The sequence below is a fragment of the Spartinivicinus ruber genome, from assembly GCF_011009015.1.
Lineage (GTDB): Bacteria > Pseudomonadota > Gammaproteobacteria > Pseudomonadales > Zooshikellaceae > Spartinivicinus > Spartinivicinus ruber.
Genome location: NZ_CP048878.1, coordinates 4,328,701 through 4,351,091, shown reverse-complemented (window position 1 = coordinate 4,351,091; position 22,391 = coordinate 4,328,701). Strand labels below are relative to the sequence as shown.

Below are 22,391 nucleotides of genomic sequence, written 5' to 3'. Positions count from 1 at the left end.
ATGTTAAATCGCAAGAAACAGAGTAAAAGCAAAAAAAGTCAACCAAGTTATTTGAAACAATCATTGCTGGCGATTTGTTTAGGTGTCACCCTGCCATTACAAACGTTATTTGCGGCTGATCTTTATCAGGAAGCTGAAAAGTATTATAAAGATGGTGAATATAAGACAGCTATTATTCAATTAAAAAATCTACTAAAAGAAAATCCTAAAAATGGTAAGGCACGAGCACTATTAGGCCGTGTTTATGTTAAATCTGGTAATTTTTCCTCTGCAATTAAAGAGTGGGAAAGAGCTAATAAGCTCGGGACATTAGCTGACAAAGATAAGTTAGAGCTTGCTGAATTATATTTATTACAAAGAAAATACGCAGAAGCTATTTCTTTGGTTGAGTTAGATACTATAAAAAAAGAATTAAAACCTGATGCGCTTGCAACCCATGGTTTTGCTTATTTAGGACAAGGGATGTTAGCTGATGCTAAGGATGCCTTTAATCAAGCACTTGCAATTAAGCCCAGTATTCCGGCACAAATGGGCTTGGCACGGGTTGCCTTTACTGAATCAGATATAATGACGGCTTATGGCTATATTGGTAAGGTTTTGAAGGAAAATCCAGATCATGCTGAAGCACTTACTTTACAGGCACAACTTAAGCTAAAAGAATTAAAAATAGATGAAGCTATTACCATCTTAAATAAAGTACTCGATAAAAACAGTAAGAACTTTAATGCTTTACTGAAACGTTCAGAAGGGTTTGTCTCTTTAGATAAGCTAAAAGAAGCTAAAGATGATGTGAATGTGGTAATAAAAGAAGTGCCTAATCATCCTGAGGCCAACTTTGTTTTAACAAAAATTTTATTAAAGGAAAATAAGTTTAGTGAAGCAAAAGAAACAGCTGATAAAGTGCTACGTATTCAGCCTGGGTTTTTACCTGCTGTTTATTTGCAAGCTATAGCTAACTATGGGCTTGAAAACTATCAGCAGGCAGCAGAAAGTTTGGAAAAATATGTATCTAGTGTTAAAGGAAACGAAGGAGCTAATATCCTATTAGCGCAAATCTACTTAAAAGAGAATAATCCTAAGGCAGCCATTAAAGTATTGTCTCCGTTAACTGGTCGAGATAGCCAGCATCAGGCTAAGGTATTTGCTTTATTGGGCAATGCTTACATGAAGCAAAACAATTATGCTAAAGGAACTGAGTTTCTTGATAAGGCACTTGAGTTGGAGCCGGATGTTTCTCGGCTAAGAGCACAAGCTGCTGTTGGTCACCTGTTTTCTGGTGATGTAGATACGGCTGTTAAAGAGTTAAAGACTTTATCTGATAAAGCTTCTACACCCAATGATGCTGATTTATTATTAGTTAGAACCTGGATACAGCAAGGAAAACATGCTGAAGCGACAGAGCTTGTTGATCAAAGAATTAAAAAATGGCCTGATAACCCTGTGTATTATAATTTGAAAGGGATTATTCAGCAGGTGAATGAAAAGCCTGAAGAAGCTGAAAAGTTATTCAAAACTGCTCTTGAAAAGGATAGTAAGTATATTCCCTCAATCATGGCTTTAGCGTCGCTTGACGCTGATAAAGGAGAAAAGACTAAAGCAAAAGAGCATTACCAAAATGTTATTAAAATCAATGAAAAATATTTGCCTGCTTACTATGCGTTAAGTGCTTTAGCATCAGCAGAACAAGATAATGATTCTGCAATTGAATGGTTGAAAAAAGCAAGTGAGGTAAATCCAGGTCATACCAGAACGAGTACATTGTTGGTTGAAGCCTATATGAGAACTCAACAGCCGCTTAAAGCTGAAAGGGCTATAAGTGAGGCGTTAAACAAACAGCCTAACAGTTTAGGCTTGTTGGATTTAGCTTATCAGGTTTACTTTAGTCAAAACAAAAAAGATAAGGCACAGTTTTACTTAGAGAAACTCTATAATAAGCAGCCTGATAATAAAAACATACTTGGAAAGTTAATCAATTTACATCTGGACAATAAGAACGCTGTAGGAGCTGTTAAGCTAGTTGATGCTGCAATTTTGGCTAATCCGGACGATATGGATTTGTTACTTACTAAATACAATATATTAGTTGGTGATAAGCAATATGATAAAGCCATGTTAGTCGCTGAGTCGATAGTTAAAAAGAACCCTGATAAGCCTTCTTTGGAAACGCTTATTGCCAGTATTGAAAGCGCAAAAGGTAATAAAGACAAAGCAGCTCAGATTTATCAAAAGCTTTTTGATGAGCTGGCAGAGCCCAATGTGTTCTTACCTCTTTATCAGTATTATTTAAATAATAAAGACGAGAAGAAAATTGCTGATCTGTTTGCTAAAGCAACTAAAAAGTTTGATAAGAACCCAGAGATTAAAGCTAGGTATGCTGGTTATCTTCACCAGCAAGGTAAACTTGATGATGCTATAAATACCTATGAAGAAGTGTTAACTCTACAGCCTAATCATATAGAATCGCTTAATAACCTTGCTTGGTTCTATATGTCTACTAATAAAGAAAAGTCTTTAGATTATGCTAAAAAAGCTTATAGCTTGATGCCACAGCAGCCTGAAATTGCTGATACCTATGGCTGGATTTTATTGGAAAATAACCAAGTTGATGAGGCGTTAAAGCTATTGCAACAGGCATTGGCAGGTGCACCGAATAATGGTGATATTATTTACCATTATGCTGTTGCACTGGCTAAAAAAGGAAAAACCAAACAAGCCAAAGAACAGTTACAAACTTTGTTAAGTAAAAATATGGATTTTTCTGAAAAGTCTGAGGCGGAAAAGCTACTGTCTGAACTCAACTAACACCAAACATAAGTGGATGTTTAAAAAGGCTGAAGTATATTTATACTTCAGCCTTTTTATTATGACACCTTTCTCGAATGAATTTTAGGGTTTGTTACTGTCGTTCTTTATGCTAATTTTTTGTTGAGTTATGAAATCATAGGGTTTCAACGTCCAACGCCTGCCTTTGTAAAGCATTCGTTTTGGCTATATATGAAACTATTTATTTTTTTAAAGTTGTTGTTGATGTTTTAAGATAACGTTTTTAATAAACCAAATCATACCTTTTTGAATCATATTATCGTTGCCACCAGGGCGATATGTTATCTTTAACTTGTTTCGATAAGCATCAAAGTGCAGTCCCCAGGGGGCAGCTAAAATAGGTCCGCGATGCAATAGTATTTTTAATACATTGGTAGCTGCTACACCTGCACATAAGTCGCAGCCCATAATTGTCGAAGGTCCTTTTTTGTTATTTAGATTGACTCGTTTTTTATCCATTAAATAAGGTCTTTGTAACATGGCTGGAGACAGACCTACTAGAAATTTAAGTGCTTGGTCTTCTTCTGAGCATCCTTCCAGCTTAAAGTACTCTTCAAATGTCATTTTCCCTGGCATAAAGTTTAGCACTGCTGTTCCCATTCCTAATGGTGCTGCAGTAGTAGCAGGAATATTACGTTCATAGCACTCAGCAAAAACAAGCCGCCGGGCTTCAAGAGCAAAAAAATCTAATGAATCAACATAAAGGTCAATTCCTTTTACAAACTCATGGGCATTTTTTTCATTAATACCTTCTGGAAATTCTTTTACGGTTAGCTCTGGATTAATATCTTTGGCCATTTGCACCAGTGTAGATAATTTAGGTTGGCCAATTGATGACATTTTAGCGCCTGCCTGGCGATTAAAGTTTTCAACTTCAAAGCTATCATAATCAGATAAATGAAAGTGGCCAATTCCCAGCCTGGCTAATGTCATCAGGTGGGCACCGCCCACTCCTCCCATTCCTGCAATGGCAATAGTTTTATTACGCAGTTCATGTTGCTCTTCTTCAGTAACCCAGCCAATATTACGAGAGAATGCAAGGTCATAATCAAAGTTAGCTTGTTCCATATTATTTCTTCACTATTAAGGTTTGTTGATGAGAGATATTATGTATGGATAGCTCAGAAGAAAATTGATCTGACAAGTCACTATAAACTCGCTCAAAAAAAGGTTTTGCCAAATGAGGTAAATTCTTATGAAATATACCTTCATTAATATAATAAGGTGCCCTACGTCCATGGTAATCAACAACAGGTCCAATTTGTTGAAAAATTATTCCCATCATACTTAAGTGCTTAGCTAAACGGGGTTCCATCATAACAAAAACATGTTCAATATTATTTAGTTTGGCGATAGCTGTGACGGAAAGATATAAGCTTACAGCAATAAAAGGAAAATTACGGCGCTCTTCTGCCTGACTGGTTTGCTTTACCTCTGGTGCGCCAGTAGGTGTTTTTGAGTCTCCAGAACGGCGTCGAAATTGGTTTTTAACTGCCAGCCGTGAAATTTCGCCAAAGGTACCACGCTCAAAACTTTCAATATCTACAATTGACTTATCAAGTGCTTCATAGCAGTACTTTTCTAGAGGGAGTTGCGCATCACGATTATTTTTAGGAGGTACGACTAAACGCACACAGCCTGCGTAACTTTGGCTAGAAAGGTGTTCAATTAATACATGTTGGGAGTAATGATCAAAGTCATCTGTTTCAAAGTCTGAGGTGGTATCTGGCTCAAACTTGAGTTCTTTACAGTACACGTCGCAACGAATGCGGTAGGCATGTTGAACCAGAGACAGGTCACTGGCAAGTACCGGTTTAAAGTATTGATAAAAGTGATCAACAATAGCATTGGGGTTGAGCATGAAAGTTACAACCTGATACAACTAGTTTTAATGATTAACTATAGGTAAAACAAGTCTAGTTGAGATTATGAAACAAAAAGATATTTTTAAATTAATATATTTTTTTATTTTAAAAATAAATTTTTATTTTTCTAATTGTACTAATGAGAGGGATGTACATTACTTAATGAGAGGGGGAGTACAGTTAAGGAAAATTTTTAGCAGCAGTTTGTTAGAAACTGACTAAACATACTGGCTATTCTCTATCTATACTGATCCGTTAATGTAGTATTCGTTTAAGAGAAGTATCATGAAGCAGATCCAATGGATATGTTGTTTTATATTACTAAGCTGGTTTACCTCTTTCCCATTATTAGCAGCCAGTGATGCTGCAGCGTTGGCCAAACGGATATATGAACGCCCAGACGGAAATGATCGGGCGAGTTTTGGCTATATGGTTTTAGTGGAGCAAGGGCACAAGCCTAGAGTTCGAGGCATGTTTAGCTATGGGAAAGATAAGTCGTATAGTGATGTCTGGTCATTAATTCGTTTCACTTCGCCGAAGGACATAGCGAATACTGGTTTGCTGACATTGGATTCAGAAGCTAAGGACAGTGAGCAATGGGTGTATTTACCTGGACTTGATCGAGTAAGGAGAATTTCTTCCAGCAGGAAAGGCGGACGATTTGTTGGTTCTGACATTTTTTATGAAGATCTACAAAATCGTTTATATACAAAAGACAACCATAAAATTCTTGGCAAGGAAAAAGTGAATAAGCTTAATGCCATTATTTTAGAGAGTACTCCGAAAAAAGCAGATGATTCAGCCTATTCCAAAAAGATCAGCTGGATTCACGAAAGCTCATTAATCGCATTGAAGGTTGATTATTATCAAGATGGTTCAGCTAAACCAATGAAGCGGTTGATGGTTAATAAAATTAATAAAGTACAAGGTTATTGGACGGTTTTAGAATCCACGGTTACTGACCTTGAGTCTGGTCATAAAACCATTATGAAAGTTAAAAATATTTTATATGACCAAGGTTTAGTCGATGATATGTTTACTGTTCAAGTTTTGGAAGACCCTGTGAGAGAAGTAACGTATAGGCCAAAACAACTGGAACAATAATAAAACTTCATTGGTATGAAAAAAATAATAGAAAAAAATATACTCAATACGTTTTCTTGGGTTGGGGTTTGTCTCATTACTTTTATCAGCGTAAATGCATGGTCAAAAGGTGAGTTTGTAAAGCGTCATCAGTCTTTAAATGATTTGAGATTATTTTTTTTGGCTGAGGCTGATGTTGATTCAGAATCAGTACTTGATGTGACTGAAGATGCGATCAGTGATGAGATTAAAGAAGATGAGGAAGGAATTTTATTAGATGTAGATAGTGATGAGGGGGAAATAGATTTAGAGTCTTTAGAGGAACTGGCAGAAGGAGAATCAACTGATCGTTATGGTATTACCTATGGTTTAAGCACAACTGCTACTGGTTCTTGGTTAAGTCGATCAGATAGTAATGTGAGTCATTATGAATATGCACAGTTAAATGGCTTTTTGCAATATCAGCCTAGTGAAGCTTGGGAGTGGCATTTGGGGGTTCGTGCTGATTATGATAAGCAAGTAGGCAGTCCAGATTTTGAAGCATTCAAGCTTGATTATGACGAAATTTATTTACGTCATCGAACAGATCAGTTCAGTTTTACCATTGGCAGTCAAATTGTATTGTGGGGAGTGGCAGATGAAGTAGCGCCAACGGATCAGGTTAGTGTTCAGGATTTAACTCGGGGATTAATACCAGACTGGGAAAACCGGCATCGTGCTTACCCAATGTTACGGTTTGAATACTTTATGGATAGCAGAAAACTGGACGCAATTTGGTTGCCGGACTTTAGAGCGGCTGAGTTACCCAATGATGATAGTATTTGGGCTCCAATAAAGAGAGATACAGGACAAGTATTTGCGCCATTACGTTCATTTCAAGTGTCACAAATTACCATTGGTGAAGACGATGATGGTTCTGGTGGTGGAGGATTACGATATAGTGTCACAGCTGAAGGCTTTGATTACTCTATTGCACTTCTCCGGGTTAAGCGTTCATTACCTTATTATAAGCTCAGTAATGAAACACTAAATATTTTAAGGACCAACCCTAATCCCTTAGCTATTTTAACTGCCAGTGATGATAATTTAATAGAAACACATCCTTATAGTTGGGTAGTTGGAGGGGATATTACTTTTCAAGCATGGGATGTAACTTGGCGGCTTGAAGGAGCTTTTTCCAGTGAAAAGCCTGCCACTAAGCAAACACTTGATTACACTACTTATGACGGTTTTGATTGGGTTTTTAGTGGTGAGTTTTACCCAGGTGATGGGGATGATCGTTTAAATTTGCAGTTAGTCGGTAGCACTATTAATGCAAATGATAAGCTAGTTGATAGAAAACGAGTTTATTCTTTAAATGGTCAGTATGAGGGACTTTATAGTAATGAGCGCTGGAGACTACGAGTTCGTTTCAATCATGGCTTAAATTTACATGATGATTTTATTGCTACAGAATTTGCTTTTCTTGGTTGGGAGCCTCACGAATTTTATTTAGCATCTTACTTTTTTGATGGTAGTCCAAGAAGTGTTGGTGGTTTTTTTAAAAATAATAATATGTTTACAATTGGGTGGCGAGGAGAGTTCTGATGCCAGACCGGTGGAAGGCAATAGCTTGCCTGATTACTTTATTAATTATGAATGGCATTCCCTCGTTATTGTTCCTAACCATCAATAATGCTCCAGAGCAATATTTACCCAAAACACAGCCTAGTGTTCAATTCAGTGATGAATTAAGAAAAGAATTTCCTGAAGATCAAGTATTGATGGTGTTATTTGAAGGGGAAGGCCTGTTTAGTAATGAGGTTTTAACAAAGGTTGAACAGGCAACGAAAGCGATTAAAAAGCATCCTAAAATTGATCGAGTCGTTAGTGTGTCCTCAGTTGATCATATTGCAGGCACAGCTGATGGCTTTGAAGTTTTACCATTAATGAACAACAAGCGGCTTCGTCAGGTTAAGGAAACGGATCGAGCGGCTTATATTAGAGATGATCGCTTTGCCTTAGGGGCATTAATTGGTAGAAATGACGATGTTCTTGCTATGGTGGTCAGGCCGGAGTTGTTAGATGACACTCAAGCGCGCCAAGAAATATTAGACTTTACTTTACAAGCATTAGACAAGGCAGGTTTATCCAATCTAATTTCTGCGATAGCTGGTCCTGTCCCCCTGGAAACTTACCAGCTAGCTTCAATGTTGCGTGATACCTTCACTTTTGTTCCCATCACAGTGCTGTTGGGGTTGGTGTTAATAGCCTTATTATTCAGACGTTTGTTAGCAGTAGTAATGACCCTCTTGACGATTGGCGGGGTTGTGAATGTCACTTTATTATGGTTTATCCCCTTTGGTCAGCCTTATACACTTATTTCCAGTATGATCCCTTCGTTGTTGGCAGCATTAACCATGGCTGTGTTGATTCACTTTTTTAATGGTTTACGGCTTGCGTCAGGCTTTAAATTTGAAGGAAAGAAACGTGTTAGTTGGGCATTGGCAGAAATTAAAAAGCCAGCTACTTACACCGTTGCGACAACGGCTGCGGGCTTATTGTCATTAGCTGCAAGTGAAATTCCGCCTATTAGATACTTTGGAATCATTTCGGCGTTAGGCGTGTTGTTTGGATTTGCAATTGTTATTTTATTATTACCACCTATTTTCAGTTATTGGGATAAAGCCAGTTGGCCATCTGATAATCTGCTGATGAAAGGACTCACTCAAACTGTAAAAAAACTTACCATTTTTGCAATACGTTACCCTGTACATGTGTTGATATGTTTTGTTGTTGGCTTGATTATAGGTATCCCCCAAATCTTTAATGTTAAAGCAGAAACTAATTTACTGGCTTTTTTTGCCGACGATCATCCAATTACCATTGCAACTAAGAAAGTGGAAGAAAAACTGACAGGTGTAACACCCTTGGAAATTGTCATTGATGGGGATAAGCGTGATGCAATTAAACAACTTGAGACACTACAACTGATAAAAAAAATACAACTTCACGCAGCAGCAATGCCAGAGGTTGAAAAGGTACAATCGGTTGTTGATTTTATTGAGGATATGCACTGGGGTTTTCACGAAGAGGAACCTAGTTATCGTGTAATTCCTGATCAGCAAAATCTTGTTAATCAATATTTACTCTTATACGACGGAAATGACTTGTATGAAATAGTCAACAAGGAGTTTAACCGTACCCGTATTTTATTGAATCTGAATGTTCATAGTTCTCATGATATTAGGAAAGTGGTAAAAAAACTGACAGAGTATTTAAATGAAAAAATTTCTGATAATTTAAAATGGACTATTTCAGGCTATGGCAAGTTGTTTGAAGACCAGGAAGTGTTACTAGTACAAGGGCAAGTTAATAGTTTGATAGGTGCTGTATTACTGATTTTTGTCATGATGTTGTTACTATGGCGTAAATTCACTACTGCATTACTGACTTTGTTTCTGAATTTGGCGCCAGTTGTGGTAATGTTTATTTTGATGGGATTATTTTCCATCTGGTTAGACATGGCAACGGCAATGATTGCTGGTGTCATTGTGGGTATTGCAGTGGATGATACAATTCATTTGTTTCATGGTTTTCAGGATGGTATTAAGCATGGCGCTAAACCACTTAGAGCATTATTAAAAAGTTATTATCAGTCGGGTAGTGCTGTGACGGTGACAACAATAATATTGGGTTTTCAATTTTCTGTGTTATGTTTCTCACTGTTTCAGCCGACTGTTCACTTTGGTTTTTTGACGGCAGCTGGTTTAATCACAGCGCTTATATTTGATCTGATTCTAATGCCCGCTTTAATTGTCATGACGTTTTCTTTTAACAAGTGACGCCGAAGTTGTGAACTACTATATTTATCAAAGTAGTTATCAATGCTAATGTTTACTCGCTTTTAGAATAGATACTTAAATGTAAGTATTTGTTAACTAAATAAAAATTCACGCGTTACAGGTTGCAAGGTTTATAATGATTGCATCCCATCACTTAGGTTTGGAGCGAAACTGATGATCAAGGATGTGAAGAAAGCAGCATTCTTTCTCTCTATCTTAACGTTGGCGGCTGGTTGTGCAAATAAAGAATATCCACCTTTAAATGCGACAACAACCAAGCAGCCTTTAACTACGGATCCCGCTAATTACAACTATCGAATTGGTCCTGGTGATCAATTACAGGTATTTGTTTGGCGAAACCCTGAATTATCTACCTCTGTTTCAGTAAGACCTGATGGCAAGGTCACTTCTCCTTTAGTTGAAGATATAAGTGTGAGTGGTAAGACGGCAACTGAAGTGGCACGAGCTTTTGAAAAAGAGCTGGCAAAATACATTCGTGACCCAATTGTCACTGTTTTGGTTGAAGGGTTTACCGGCCCTTATAGTGAACAGGTACGAATTGTGGGTGAAGCGAGCCAACCTCAGGCACTACCTTACCGTGAAGATATGACCCTATTAGATGTCATGATTACAGTGGGAGGACTAACTGAGTTTGCTGCAGGCAATCAGGCAACCCTAGTCCGCATTGAAGATGGGGCGCAAAAGCAATATTCCATTAGACTGGAAGATTTAGTCGAAGGAGATATCTCCGCTAATGGCGATGTCTTGCCAGGTGATGTTATCATCGTTCCAGAAGCTATCTTTTAATCGCGATAGGACAGGAAGTCATCCATGCAAGATATTATCGGGTTGGTTGTAGGCTACCTACGCGAAATATGGTTAAGACGTTGGTTGGTAATACTGGTTGCGGTCACTGTTTCACTGGTTGGCTGGTTTGCTGTTATAAAGTTGCCTGACCAATACCAAGCCTCTGCTCGTTTTTATGTTGACACTCAAACACTGTTAAGACCGCTATTACGAGGTTTAACAGTTCAAACTAATATTGACAATCAAGTTAACTTGATTGTCAAAACGCTGTTAAGTCGACCTAATACTAAGAAAATTGCTTTAATGGCTGATTTGGATTATGCGGTTGATGAAAGCAATCCTGAAGAGTTTGAAGCGTTGATGACCAAATTACGTAAGGAAATCAAACTTAAAGGCTCGAAGCGGGAAAATGTCTATACAGTAGAATATACCAACGCGAATCCAGCAACGGCTAAAAATGTGGTGCAATCGGTACTGACAGTATTGGTTGAAAGCTCTTTGGGAGAAAGCCGTGAAGAAACCGTTAGTGCTCAGCGTTTTATTGATCAGCAGCTGAGTGAATATGAAAAGCGTTTGGAAGAGGATGAAAATAAACTAAAAGAGTTTAAACGCAAGCACGCAGGAATTATGCCTTCTGCTGAAGGTGACTATTACCAGAGACTTGAAGCTGCAAGAGCTAAGTATGAGTCGGCAAATCTAGAGTTAATGGAGCTTGATAGAAAATATCAGGCTTTGCAAAGACAATTAAAAGGTGAAGAGCCCAGTTTTGGTTTTTCTGATCGGCCTGCGGCATCATCAGTAGCAACCAGCTACGATACCCGGATAGCCGCTTTGGAGGAGCAGTTAGATGGTTTACTACTAAAATATACCTCTCGACATCCCGATGTGAAAGCGACTCGGGAGCAGTTAGGTTTGCTAAAGCGGGCGCGAAAAAAAGAAATAGCTGAGCTTAAGCAAAATCCATCTAGCCCTACTAGCTTGGACCAAAATCCTGTTTACCAGCAGCTGAAGGTTAACCTAAGTGAGGTAGAAGCAGAAAAGTCTTCAATGCAAGTGCGAGTTCAATCCTTTAAAGATAAAGTTGATGAACTTGAAAAAATGGTGAATACCATTCCTGAAATTGAAGCACAATTAATTGCGCTGAATCGTGGATATCAAGTTACAAAAAGAAAATATGAAGATTTACTTTCTCGACGAGAGTCTGCTCAAATTTCTCGAAAAGCTTCACAAGCTACAGATGATGTTCAGTTTAAAGTAATTGATCCTCCCCATGTACCTAACGAACCTGTTGGTCCTCATCGGCCGCTGTTTATGTCTGTAGTGTTTATTTTTTCAATAATTATCGGCTTGGGGGTTGCTTTGTTAATTGCGCTATTGAAGCCAAGCTTTACCAGCAAAAAAATACTTTCTGATGTCACTGGTTTACCAGTGTTAGGGGCTGTTAATGCAGTGGTGAGTGATCATTACCGGCATCGACAACGCTTGTTTAATATGACATTTGCATTAACTTGTATTAGCTTTGTTGCAAGTTATGCATCTGTTATGGTTTTGTTCTTTTAAAGGTGGCTGGTATGGACACCATAGAAAAAGCTCTGCGCAAACATCAGCAGAAATTTAATGAAGAGTTTATTGCTCGTGATAAACAGTCAAGTGCTGATTTACCAGAACCAGATTTATCTGATATTGATAAAGCAATTGGTGATGATTCTGTTGTAGCTGAAGCAAGGGAGGGTGAAAGTCATCATGTTGGCTTAGCTGATGAAGAAAAGGAAAACAGACGGGTTGAAATTCAGTTTGACCGATTAGCAAAGCTGGGGGTGATTGTTCCAAGTGAAGATCGTTCTTTAACTAAAGAGCAGTTTCGTCAAATTAAGCGCCCACTACTTAACAAAGCATTTGGTAAGCATGCTGAAAAAGTGCCTAATGGTAATCTGATTATGGTTACCAGTAGCTCACCTGGGGAAGGTAAGACATATAACGCAGTCAATTTGGCAATGAGCATTGCCTTAGAAAAAGAGCGTAATGTGTTATTAGTGGATGCAGATGTGCTTAACCCTTCTGTCAATAATTTATTAGGGATTAAAACAGAAGAAGGTCTAATTGATTATTTATCAGATGATATAAATGATGTTGCTGATATTCTTTATAAGTCCAACATAGAAAACTTGAGTATTATTCCTACCGGTAAACGACACCATTTAACTAATGAATTGTTAGCCAGTGATAATATGTCTAATTTAATGCATGAAATGGCTAACAGATATCAAGACCGGATCATTATAGTTGATACACCACCTTTACTTCATACGACAGAAGCTTCTATTCTAGCCAGGTTGGCAGGGCAAATCGTATTGGTTGTTGAAGAAGGTAAAACTCATCAACAAACGGTTAAAGATGCGCTGTCGTTATTAGATCCTTCAATGCATATCGGCCTAGTTCTGAATAAGAGTAAGTATAATCAAGATGGCAACTATTATGGGTATTACGGATAATGGCCCCCGTAACCTCTTGCAAAGCAGATGTGTTATTACTTTTTCACTTTTTTTCTTTGGTTCAGTAACGTGCCATGGAGCGCAGTGGACAATTACTCCATCAATTACTGTTGAAGATACTTATTCAGATAACATTAATTTATCAAGCAATAATGAGCAAAGTGATCAAGTACTTGAAATAGTCCCTGCAGTTAGAATTCAAGGGGAAGGGCGACGCTTACGACTTAATTTCGATTATAATGCACAAGGTTTACATTATTTCGAAAATACGAATGATGATGAAGTAAATCACCGCTTGCAGTCGGGATTAAGTAGTGAGCTTATAGAAAATCATTTATTTCTAGATGCTACAGCAAATATTTCACAACAATTAATTGATGAACGTAGAGGTGGTTCATCTGATAATATTAGTGGGTCAAATAACCTTTCTGATGTTTTCACCTATGAAATAAACCCCTATTGGAAGCAAAAGCTCAGCTCTGATGTAGAAACTGAGTTAGGGGTTCGCTATAACGAAGTGAATTATAGTGAAAATGACAATGGAAGTGATAGCAGTGGTCAGTCGCTTTATTGGTCGGCTAATAGTGCGCCTGGGGTGGGCCCCATTTTTTGGCGTTTTAATTATAACTATGATGAAGTGGATTATGACTCACAAAATGATACTGAGCGTCAGTCAGAGTCTATTTTAGTTGGCTATCAATGGACTCCGAAATTTAATACCTCGTTAACCGTTGGCTATGAAAGCCAAGATAATGATGCAGAAAACATTCGTAATGACACTGATGGTGCTTTTTGGATTGCGGGAATGGATTGGGCTCTAAGCCGGAAAACGTCTTTATCAGCCCAGTATGGTAAGCGATATTATGGGGATACTTATGGCTTTAACCTAAGTCATCAGCGAAAGCGCTCTACATTTACATTAAGTTATAGTGAACAGCAGCAAACAGTCAGGGATCAAATATTAGTAGGTAATTTCTTGGTTTGTCCAGAAGGGGGGGCGATTGGACCTGGTTGTAGTAGAGAGCAGCTTAGAGTAGGTGAAAATCCTGAAGCAGGTAAAGAGATTATTGCTCAACTGCCTGGTGGCACTACGAGCCAAGTAGATGATTATTTTATTAGTAAAGATACTACTTTAGGCTGGTATCATGTACGAAAACGTGATTCATTTAATGTAAATGCTTACCGTCAGGAAAGAGAATTCCAAACTCGTGACAATAATGAGCTGGTTCATGGTATAAATGTAGGTTGGAACCGCCGCTTAAGTCGAAAAGTGACTTCAAATATTAATTTAGGCTGGTCAACATCAGATTTTGATGACAACTCTGATAACAAAACTTGGTCAGCGTCATTTCAGTTGCAACGTCGGCTTAGTCGCGATATGAGTGGTGCTTTGGAATTTGCTTCGCAAAAGCGTACAAGTGATATAGAAACTAATGAATATACAGAAAATCGCATTAGTGTCAGTATAAGGAAAACTTTCTAGTAAATTGGTACACAGATGTACGAGACTTTTTATAACCTAACCAGTAAGCCTTTTCAGCTAAGCCCTGATCCACGATTTTTCTTTAATAGTCGTGGCCATAGTCGGGCAATGTCCTATTTACGCTATGGTCTTGGTCAGTGTGAAGGTTTTATTATTATTACGGGTGATATTGGTACTGGTAAAACAACCTTAATCCGTAATTTATTTGCTGAGCTTGACCAAACTCGTATTATTGCTGCCAATATTGTCACTACCCGGCTGGGTGCTGATGACTTAATTAAAATGATTACTTCTGCTTTTAATTTACCTTATGAAGGTATGAGTAAAACTGCTTTACTACGACAGTTTGAAGAATTTCTACGAGAATGTGATCGCCGAGGTAAGCGAGTGTTACTGGTGGTGGATGAGGTACAAAATCTACCGGCTGCTTCTGTTGAAGAATTACGGATGCTTTCCAACTTTCAAATTAATAATCAGCCTTTATTACAAAGCTTTTTACTGGGTCAACAGGAGTTTAGGCAGACAATTCAGTCTCAGGGAATGGAGCAATTAAGGCAGCGGGTAATTGCTTCTTGCCACTTAGGTGGGCTTGATGAAAGTGAAACCCGGGAATATATAATCCATCGAATGAAACATGTGGGTTGGGATAATGACCCGGTTATTCCAGAGCAAAGTTTTATTGACATTCATCAACTGACTGATGGAGTGCCTCGGCGAATCAATGTATTTTGTGACCGATTACTACTATTCGGCTATTTAGAAGAAACCCATGAGTTAACACCAGATGTTGTTAAAATGGTGGCAGAAGAAATGAAAGAAGAGGTTTCGTCGCCTTTTAACGCTGTAAAAAAAGTGCCAGCTTCAATGGAGCATGATATTGCTCAAGAGATGCAAAAATTGCAACAAATTGCTCAACAGGTGACAAGCCCTTCAGAACAGCCAGTAACTGGAGAGTATTCAGAAGGACTTGAAGTGGCTGATCCAAACAAAATTCAAAATATTCGCTACACAATTGAATCCTTGGAGATAGCTATTGCCAGTCGTCTTAATACCCTTAAACAGTTAGTTGATAGTATAGAAAAATAGAGATCCAATGACGGTAACAAAAACTTTAATCTGTGTGGTTGGAGCAAGACCAAACTTCATGAAAATTGCTCCAATTGTTAGGGTATTAAAAGCGAAAGCACCGAGCTTAAAGCTGGTACTTATTCATACTGGTCAGCATTATGACCAAACGATGAAAGCGCAATTTTTTGATCAGCTTGGGATTCCAGAGCCTGACAAAGACTTAGAAGTAGGAGCCGGCTCACTAGCGGTACAAACAGCAGAAATAATGAAACGCTTTGAGCCTGAGGCGGATCATTATAAGCCAGACGCAGTATTAGTGGTAGGGGATGTAAATTCTACAATTGCTTGTGCGCTGGTGTCTGCCCAGAAGAAAATTCGTGTTGTACATGTAGAGGCAGGTTTAAGAAGTCGCGACCGTACAATGCCAGAAGAAATCAATCGTGTTTTAACCGACCAGCTTTCTGATCGGCTTTATACAACAGAAAAACTGGCCGAAGATAATTTGGTGGCAGAAGGTATTACACGAGATAAAATCGTTTTTGCCGGTAACGTAATGATTGATACTTTGAAGTATAATCTTTCCCAAGCTAAACATCCTTCTGAGTTATTGGCAAACAATTATTCAGTAATTGAAAAAGCAGGTCAGTATGCTCTACTAACATTGCATCGTCCTTCTAATGTCGATAATCCTGAGATACTGCAAAAATTATTAGTTTTTATTAAAGAAGCTGCAGATAAAATTCCTGTTGTTTTTCCTATTCATCCACGTACACATAAAAATATTCAACGTTTTAAGTTAACATCTTTGCTTGAACATCCACAGATAGTTACACTGGCACCTGTTGGCTATCTTGAAATGTTAGGTTTAATGAGTAATTCGAAGTTGGTTTTAACTGACTCTGGTGGTGTCCAGGAAGAAACTACTGCACTCGGCATTCCATGCCTAACATTACGTGAAAATACCGAACGACCCATTACTGTGTCGGCAGGGACTAACACGATAGTAGGTTCTGATATTCCTTTAGTAAGAAAAGAGCTGGATCAAATTTTACAAACTGGTGGCAAAGCAGGTAGAGTCCCAGAATTATGGGACGGAAATGCTGCAGAGCGTATTGCTGAAGACCTGTTAGCTTGGCTTTAAAAGAATTTAGGTATTCGTTATGCAGTCGATTGTCAATGCAATGAGTGTTGATGTAGAAGATTACTTTCAGGTTTCAGCCTTTGAAAAGACTATTCAACGCTCTGATTGGGATAATCTACCTAAGCGAGTTGAACTAAATACCCAACGAATTCTAGAGTTGTTTGCCAAACATCAAATTAAAGCTACCTTTTTTACCTTAGGTTGGGTTGCAGAGCGATTTCCACAGCTCATTCGTACGATAATTGCTGAGGGACATGAGCTTGCAAACCATGGCTATGGGCATTTACGGGCAACTAGTCAAACACCTGCAGAGTTTAGAGAAGATATCTGTAAGGCCAAGCAGTTATTGGAAGATATAAGCGGCAAAGCAGTTGTAGGCTACCGAGCGCCAAGCTACTCCATCAGTAAAGATAATTTATGGGTGCATGATGCATTACTAGAGACAGGGCACCAATACAGTTCCAGTATTTATCCTATTCACCATGATCTTTACGGTATTCCGGATGCCCCTCGTTTTAAATATCAATGTGACAATGGGTTATGGGAAATTCCTATTACAACTGTAAAAGTGAGTCAGAAAAATTTACCTTTTGGTGGTGGTGGGTATTTTCGCCTATATCCGTATTGGTTGTCCCGTTGGGGTATAAAGCAATTAAATAACAAAGAAGGGCAGTCGGCAGTTTTTTATTTTCACCCTTGGGAAATAGATGCTGAACAGCCTAAACAGAATAATATTAGCTTTAAAACTAAATTTCGCCATTACCTTTGTTTAAGTCGAATGGAATTGAGACTGACTAATTTATTAAAGGACTTTAAGTGGGATACGATGCAAAACGTGTTTTTACCTCAGTTAGCTACGGGTAATAATCGTGAATGATTTGGTGATTGAAGAACTTTCAAACGAAAGCGATATAGCTGCATGGAATGCTTATGTCGAGCAATCAGCACAAGCAACTTTTTTTCATCGGGCTGAGTGGCGAGATGTTATAAAACAGTCATTTGGTCATAACAGTTATTATTTACAAGCTAAACAAAGTGGTCAAATTGTGGGGGTTTTACCTTTGGGCCATGTTGCTAGTTGGCTATTTGGTAATGCATTAATTTCAGTGCCTTTTTGTGTTTATGGTGGTGTAGTAGCTGATAATTCGGCGATTCAGCGAGCACTGCTTGATAAAGCGGTCGAGCTTGCTAAACAATTACAAGTAGATTACCTGGAGTTAAGAAACCAACAGGCTATTACTATAGAAGGCTGGCAAGAAAAGTCGCTCTATGTAACTTTTTGCAAAACCATTAGTGATAATGATGAAGAAAATTTAAAGGCTATTCCACGAAAACAACGAGCGATGGTAAGAAAAGGGATTAAGTCTGAATTAACAACAACAGTTGAACACTCTGTTGAAAATTTTTTTCAGGCATATTCAACTAGTGTTAGAAATTTGGGAACACCTGTATTTCCTAAAAAATACTTTAAAGTGCTACTAGAAGCTTTTACTAATGATGCTGATGTAGTCACTATCAATGATAAACATGGTAATTTAGTGGCAAGTGTTCTCAGTTTTTATTTTAAAAATCAGGTTTTGCCTTACTATGGGGGCGGCACTGACTTAGCCAGACAAGTGGCAGGTAATGATTATATGTATTGGCAGCTGATGTGCCATGCAGTTGAAAAAGGCAAGCATGTTTTTGACTTTGGACGCAGTAAACAGGATACAGGGGCTTACAGTTTTAAGAAAAATTGGGGTTTTAGTGCAGAGCCTTTGAGTTATCAATATTACCTAGTAAAAGCAAAAGCATTGCCTAACGTCAGTCCAACTAACCCTAAATACCAGCTATTTATCAAGCTATGGCAAAAATTGCCGCTTGCTGTTAGTCAATTACTTGGGCCAATGATTGCTAAGAATTTGGGGTAAGTGATGACAGCAGTTTTATATTTAGCACACCGGCTTCCCTATCCACCAAATAAAGGCGATAAAATTCGCTCATATCATTTATTGAAGCACTTAGCTTCACAATACCAAGTATTTCTCGGTACTTTTATTGATGACCCACATGATTGGCAATATGTAGAACAGATTAAACCATTGTGCACTGAGCTTTTTATCAGACCTATCAATCCACTTTTAGCTAAATGCAAAGCTTTAACCGGACTAATCACTGGTCAGCCATTAACATTGCCTTATTATACTGATAATAAAATGAAACACTGGGTCAAAACTGTAATGGCTAACCAAGGGATTAATAATGTGCTGGTGTTTTCGTCAGCAATGGGACAATTTGTTGACTTGGATAGCCCTGCTGCGGTGAATAAGGTAGTTGACTTTGTTGATGTAGATTCTGATAAGTGGCGTCAGTATAGTGATAAAAAATCTGGGTTATCTGCCTGGGTATATCGTCGTGAAGCAGAACAGCTACAAGCTTATGAAAAAAAACTGGCAAGCTCAGCTACTGCATCTTTGTTTGTTTCTGAAGAAGAAGCCAATTTATTTAAACAATTAGCCGCTAACCAAACCGAACAAATTTATGCGATGCGTAATGGGGTAGACCTCAATTATTTTAATCCTCAAGCAGACTTTAATTCAACCGAACATCTGTCTGGTTCAGCTCGTATTGTATTTACAGGAGCGATGGACTATTGGGCCAATGTTGAGGCGGTCAGCTGGTTTGCTAAAGAAGTATTGCCTCTACTAACTCAAGTTCAACCTGATGTGCACTTTTATATTGTTGGAGGCAACCCTACCAGTGAAGTACAACAGTTAGCATCTCCCCATGTGACTGTCACTGGCCGAGTAGAAGATGTACGCCCTTATATTGCTGCTGCTGACTTGGTGGTGGCACCACTACGGATTGCCAGAGGGATTCAAAATAAAGTGCTAGAAGCAATGGCTATGGCGAAATGGGTGGTAGGGACAGAACAGGCGATGGAAGGCATTAACCCACCTGATGAAATTGCAGATACATTGCCTGCAACTCCTCAATTGATGGCTGAGACCATCCTAGCCCGACTTAACTCAACAGAAAGGCAAACTAGCCATCAGGCTGCTCGCCAATGGGTTGCTCAGCGCTTTAGCTGGGAGTCTAGCCTACAACAGCTAAACCAATGGTTTGGTTCACCCTAGGGAAAGATAATGCAAGTTTCGGTTATGACAACACCAACAGATAGTAAACGGCCATTATATTGGCTAGCAGTAGCTTTATTGGTTTGGCTGGTTGCTTATTTTCCTACCCTGCATGCTATGGTGACAGTTTGGTTAAACTCGGCAACCTATGCGCACGGTTTGTTAATAGTACCCATGTCGTTATTTCTTTTATGGCAAAAAAGAAATCAACTGAATTGGCAACAGATACAACCGAGTTGGCTACCACTATTTCCTTTATTAATGCTCTCGGTCATATGGTTTATCGCTAATGTATCAGGCATTAATGTTATTCAGCAATTAGCTGTTGTATTAATGATTCCTTTATTGGTTTGGGCTTGCTTAGGAACAACAATAACACGCCAAATAGTGTTTCCTTTGGGGTACTTATTATTTGCAGTGCCAATGGGGTCTGGGATTGTTCCCTATTTACAAGAAATTACTGCTTGGTTCTGTGTGTGGGGATTAAAGCTGGTTGGTATTCCGGTATTTTGGGAAGGCTTGTATATTACTATTCCTTCAGGTGAGTTTTTGGTTGCAGAAGCTTGTAGTGGGATTCGTTATTTAATCGCCTCCATGGCGTTAGGCACTTTTTATGCCTACATCAGTTATACCAGCTTGAAGAAACGCCTGGCAGTATTTGCACTTAGTATCATTATTCCAGTAATTGCCAATGGCATTCGGGCTTTTGGTATCATTTTAATTGCTTATTACTCTAACATGGAATATGCCACAGGCGCTGATCATTTACTGTATGGTTGGGTTTTCTTCGGTATTGTTATGATGTTGTTATTTTGGTTGGGCTCTAAATTTGCTGATGATATGAGTAACCTGACAAAGCCTGATCAGCAAGCCGCAAGCAATGAAAATGTTGTGACAAAACCATTAACTATTTTAACCGTGTTAGTCGCTGTAGTCTTACTGCCTTTATGGGCTGCATTTAAGCCAATACCAGCCGCTCAACCAGTGTCATTAAAGGTTGATAATCCTGCTAACTGGCTATCAGCACCCTTTAGTTCAGAATGGACGCCAACTTTTAGTGCTCAACAGCAGCTAAAACAAGCTTGGCGAGAGGGTAAACACCAATTAGAACTGTTTATTGCCCATTATCCAAAAGAGCAGGAAAACATCGAGCTAGTTAGTTTTGCCAATAAAGTATTTAATGAAGATTCATGGAAATTACTTAATAGTCACGCCAGGCAATTGCAGGTTGGCGAAACAACTATTTTTCTCAAAGAGTATCAGCTGGAATCACATTTCCAACAACGTTTGGTGTGGAGCTGGTATTTTGTTAATAACACTACTCAAAGTGATCAGTATCGGGCTAAGTTCCAACAGACTTTAGCTAAGGTGTTAAATCGTCCTGCAGGAGGTAGCTTTATTGCTTTATCTGCTCAATTCGAGTTTAAACCAGAAGAAGCTAGGGCGTTTTTATTGAAGTTTTTACAAGAAGCTTATCCATCAATAGTTGCGGCTGTTACGCCAAATCAGTGATTTTGAAAATAGTTTAAATAAGTATGACAAATCAGTCGTATCAGCAGCCTCCGTTAATTGCTCACTTAATCTATAAGCTGGATGTTGGTGGGTTGGAAAATGGGCTAGTGAATCTTATCAATCACATGCCTGAAGATGGCTTTCGTCATGTCATTATTTGTCTTACTGACTTTACTGATTTTGCCACACGAATTTCTCGGCAAGATGTGGAAATTGTTTCTTTGCATAAACAGCCTGGCCAGGATTGGCGATGGTTCGTTCGTTTATATCAAGTATTAAGGCAGTTGCGCCCACAGATATTTCATACCCGTAATCTTGCTACCGTAGAAGGCCACTGGGTAGCCTGGTTAGCAAGAGTGCCTGTGAGAATTCATGGAGAGCATGGTTGGGATATGAATGATTTGGGTGGCATTAATAAAAAATATCAGTGGATAAGAAGATTAATCCGTCCTTTTGTTAAATTTTTTATTGCACTTTCTGAAGAAAGTAAAAACTATTTAATTGATAAAATAAAAGTTAAACCAGCAAATGTTGCGTTATTGTGTAATGGTGTTGATACTGATCGGTTTAGTCCCGGTTGCAATAGAAAAAGTTACCCTGAGCCTTTTCAAACTCCCAATACTTTTATTATTGGCTCGGTAGGGCGATTAACTCCAGTAAAAAACCAATTGTGCTTACTACCTGTATTAGCAGAACTGATTAAAAAGAATAGTCAATTCCAGATTAAACTGGTTATTGTTGGAGATGGTCCAGAATATGCCGCACTGAAACAACAGGCACAATTATTGGGAATATCTGATCAGTTATGGATTACTGGTGCGAGACAAGATGTACCACAGTTGTTGAGTGGCTTTAACGTGTTCGTATTACCTTCATTAGCTGAGGGGATTTCTAATACTGTTTTGGAGGCAATGGCTGCAGGCAAACCGGTGATTGCAACCAATGTTGGTGGTAATGTCGAGTTGGTTGCCAACCAACAAACAGGCATCTTGGTTAACCCGAGAGATCAGCAACAATTACAGGCTGCATTACAATGTTATCTTGATGACCCTGCATTATGCTGTCGTCATGGAAATGCAGCTAGACAGCTAGTGGTGGAAAAATTTAGCTTGACTGTAATGGTGCAGCGGTATTTAGAAATATATCAGCAGTTAACTGTTTTGTAACAGGTGATGTA

At 38.6% G+C, this 22,391-nt stretch carries 17 protein-coding genes; 15 read left to right on the top strand and 2 right to left on the bottom strand.

All coding sequences use genetic code 11. The features are described from left to right. Window positions 1-2,802, top strand: a complete 2,802-nt coding sequence (gene prsT, locus G4Y78_RS19540; RefSeq protein ID WP_163834615.1) for an XrtA/PEP-CTERM system TPR-repeat protein PrsT — start codon at window positions 1-3, stop codon at window positions 2,800-2,802. Between the two features lie 210 nt (window positions 2,803-3,012). Here prsT and G4Y78_RS19535 read toward each other — a convergent pair whose 3' ends face one another. Then, a complete protein-coding gene (locus G4Y78_RS19535; protein ID WP_163834614.1) occupies window positions 3,013-3,891 on the bottom strand; it encodes a ThiF family adenylyltransferase in 879 nt (292 codons plus the stop codon). A 1-nt stretch (window position 3,892) separates the two neighbouring features. Then, the gene (locus tag G4Y78_RS19530; RefSeq protein ID WP_163834613.1) at window positions 3,893-4,684 is read right to left on the bottom strand and encodes a PEP-CTERM/exosortase system-associated acyltransferase; all 792 of its coding nucleotides are present in this window, start codon (window positions 4,682-4,684) and stop codon (window positions 3,893-3,895) included. A gap of 289 nt (window positions 4,685-4,973) precedes the next feature. Between G4Y78_RS19530 and G4Y78_RS19525 the strand changes: the two genes are divergently transcribed. From G4Y78_RS19525 to G4Y78_RS19460, 14 genes are all read left to right on the top strand, one after another. Next, the gene (locus tag G4Y78_RS19525; protein WP_163834612.1) at window positions 4,974-5,792 is read left to right on the top strand and encodes an outer membrane lipoprotein-sorting protein; all 819 of its coding nucleotides are present in this window, start codon (window positions 4,974-4,976) and stop codon (window positions 5,790-5,792) included. A 15-nt stretch (window positions 5,793-5,807) separates the two neighbouring features. Further along, entirely contained in the window at window positions 5,808-7,358 is a 1,551-nt protein-coding gene (locus G4Y78_RS19520; protein ID WP_163834611.1) for a hypothetical protein, read from the top strand. Next, complete coding sequence (locus G4Y78_RS19515; protein WP_163834610.1) at window positions 7,358-9,595, top strand: efflux RND transporter permease subunit; 2,238 nt, start codon at window positions 7,358-7,360, stop codon at window positions 9,593-9,595. The genes G4Y78_RS19520 and G4Y78_RS19515 overlap by 1 nt, the downstream gene beginning before the upstream one ends. Window positions 9,596-9,769: 174 nt before the next feature. Continuing rightward, a complete protein-coding gene (locus G4Y78_RS19510) occupies window positions 9,770-10,402 on the top strand; it encodes an XrtA/PEP-CTERM system exopolysaccharide export protein (protein ID WP_163834609.1) in 633 nt (210 codons plus the stop codon). Window positions 10,403-10,426: 24 nt separating this feature from the next. Continuing rightward, window positions 10,427-11,962 carry an XrtA system polysaccharide chain length determinant gene (locus G4Y78_RS19505; protein WP_163834608.1) on the top strand — a complete coding sequence of 512 codons (1,536 nt, stop codon included), beginning with the start codon at window positions 10,427-10,429 and terminating at the stop codon, window positions 11,960-11,962. Between the two features lie 11 nt (window positions 11,963-11,973). Then, window positions 11,974-12,894, top strand: a complete 921-nt coding sequence (locus G4Y78_RS19500) for an XrtA-associated tyrosine autokinase (protein ID WP_163834607.1) — start codon at window positions 11,974-11,976, stop codon at window positions 12,892-12,894. After that, on the top strand, window positions 12,866-14,377 hold the full coding sequence (locus G4Y78_RS19495; RefSeq protein ID WP_163834606.1) for a TIGR03016 family PEP-CTERM system-associated outer membrane protein: 1,512 nt from the start codon (window positions 12,866-12,868) through the stop codon (window positions 14,375-14,377). The genes G4Y78_RS19500 and G4Y78_RS19495 overlap by 29 nt, the downstream gene beginning before the upstream one ends. Before the next feature lie 15 nt (window positions 14,378-14,392). After that, entirely contained in the window at window positions 14,393-15,463 is a 1,071-nt protein-coding gene (locus G4Y78_RS19490) for an XrtA/PEP-CTERM system-associated ATPase (protein WP_163834605.1), read from the top strand. A 7-nt stretch (window positions 15,464-15,470) separates the two neighbouring features. Further along, window positions 15,471-16,586 (top strand): non-hydrolyzing UDP-N-acetylglucosamine 2-epimerase, encoded by a 1,116-nt coding sequence (wecB, locus tag G4Y78_RS19485; protein ID WP_163834604.1) that lies wholly within the window; start codon window positions 15,471-15,473, stop codon window positions 16,584-16,586. A gap of 19 nt (window positions 16,587-16,605) precedes the next feature. Then, window positions 16,606-17,463, top strand: a complete 858-nt coding sequence (locus tag G4Y78_RS19480; protein ID WP_163834603.1) for an XrtA system polysaccharide deacetylase — start codon at window positions 16,606-16,608, stop codon at window positions 17,461-17,463. Beyond that, window positions 17,456-18,496, top strand: a complete 1,041-nt coding sequence (locus tag G4Y78_RS19475) for a FemAB family XrtA/PEP-CTERM system-associated protein (protein ID WP_222937540.1) — start codon at window positions 17,456-17,458, stop codon at window positions 18,494-18,496. Before G4Y78_RS19480 ends, G4Y78_RS19475 begins: the two co-directional genes overlap by 8 nt. A gap of 3 nt (window positions 18,497-18,499) precedes the next feature. Beyond that, window positions 18,500-19,702: a TIGR03087 family PEP-CTERM/XrtA system glycosyltransferase gene (locus tag G4Y78_RS19470; protein ID WP_163834602.1), complete on the top strand. Its 1,203-nt coding sequence runs from the start codon at window positions 18,500-18,502 to the stop codon at window positions 19,700-19,702. A gap of 9 nt (window positions 19,703-19,711) precedes the next feature. Continuing rightward, window positions 19,712-21,214, top strand: a complete 1,503-nt coding sequence (gene xrtA / locus G4Y78_RS19465; RefSeq protein ID WP_163834601.1) for an exosortase A — start codon at window positions 19,712-19,714, stop codon at window positions 21,212-21,214. A gap of 23 nt (window positions 21,215-21,237) precedes the next feature. Further along, complete coding sequence (locus G4Y78_RS19460) at window positions 21,238-22,380, top strand: TIGR03088 family PEP-CTERM/XrtA system glycosyltransferase (protein WP_163834600.1); 1,143 nt, start codon at window positions 21,238-21,240, stop codon at window positions 22,378-22,380. The last annotated feature ends 11 nt before the right edge of the window (window positions 22,381-22,391 follow it).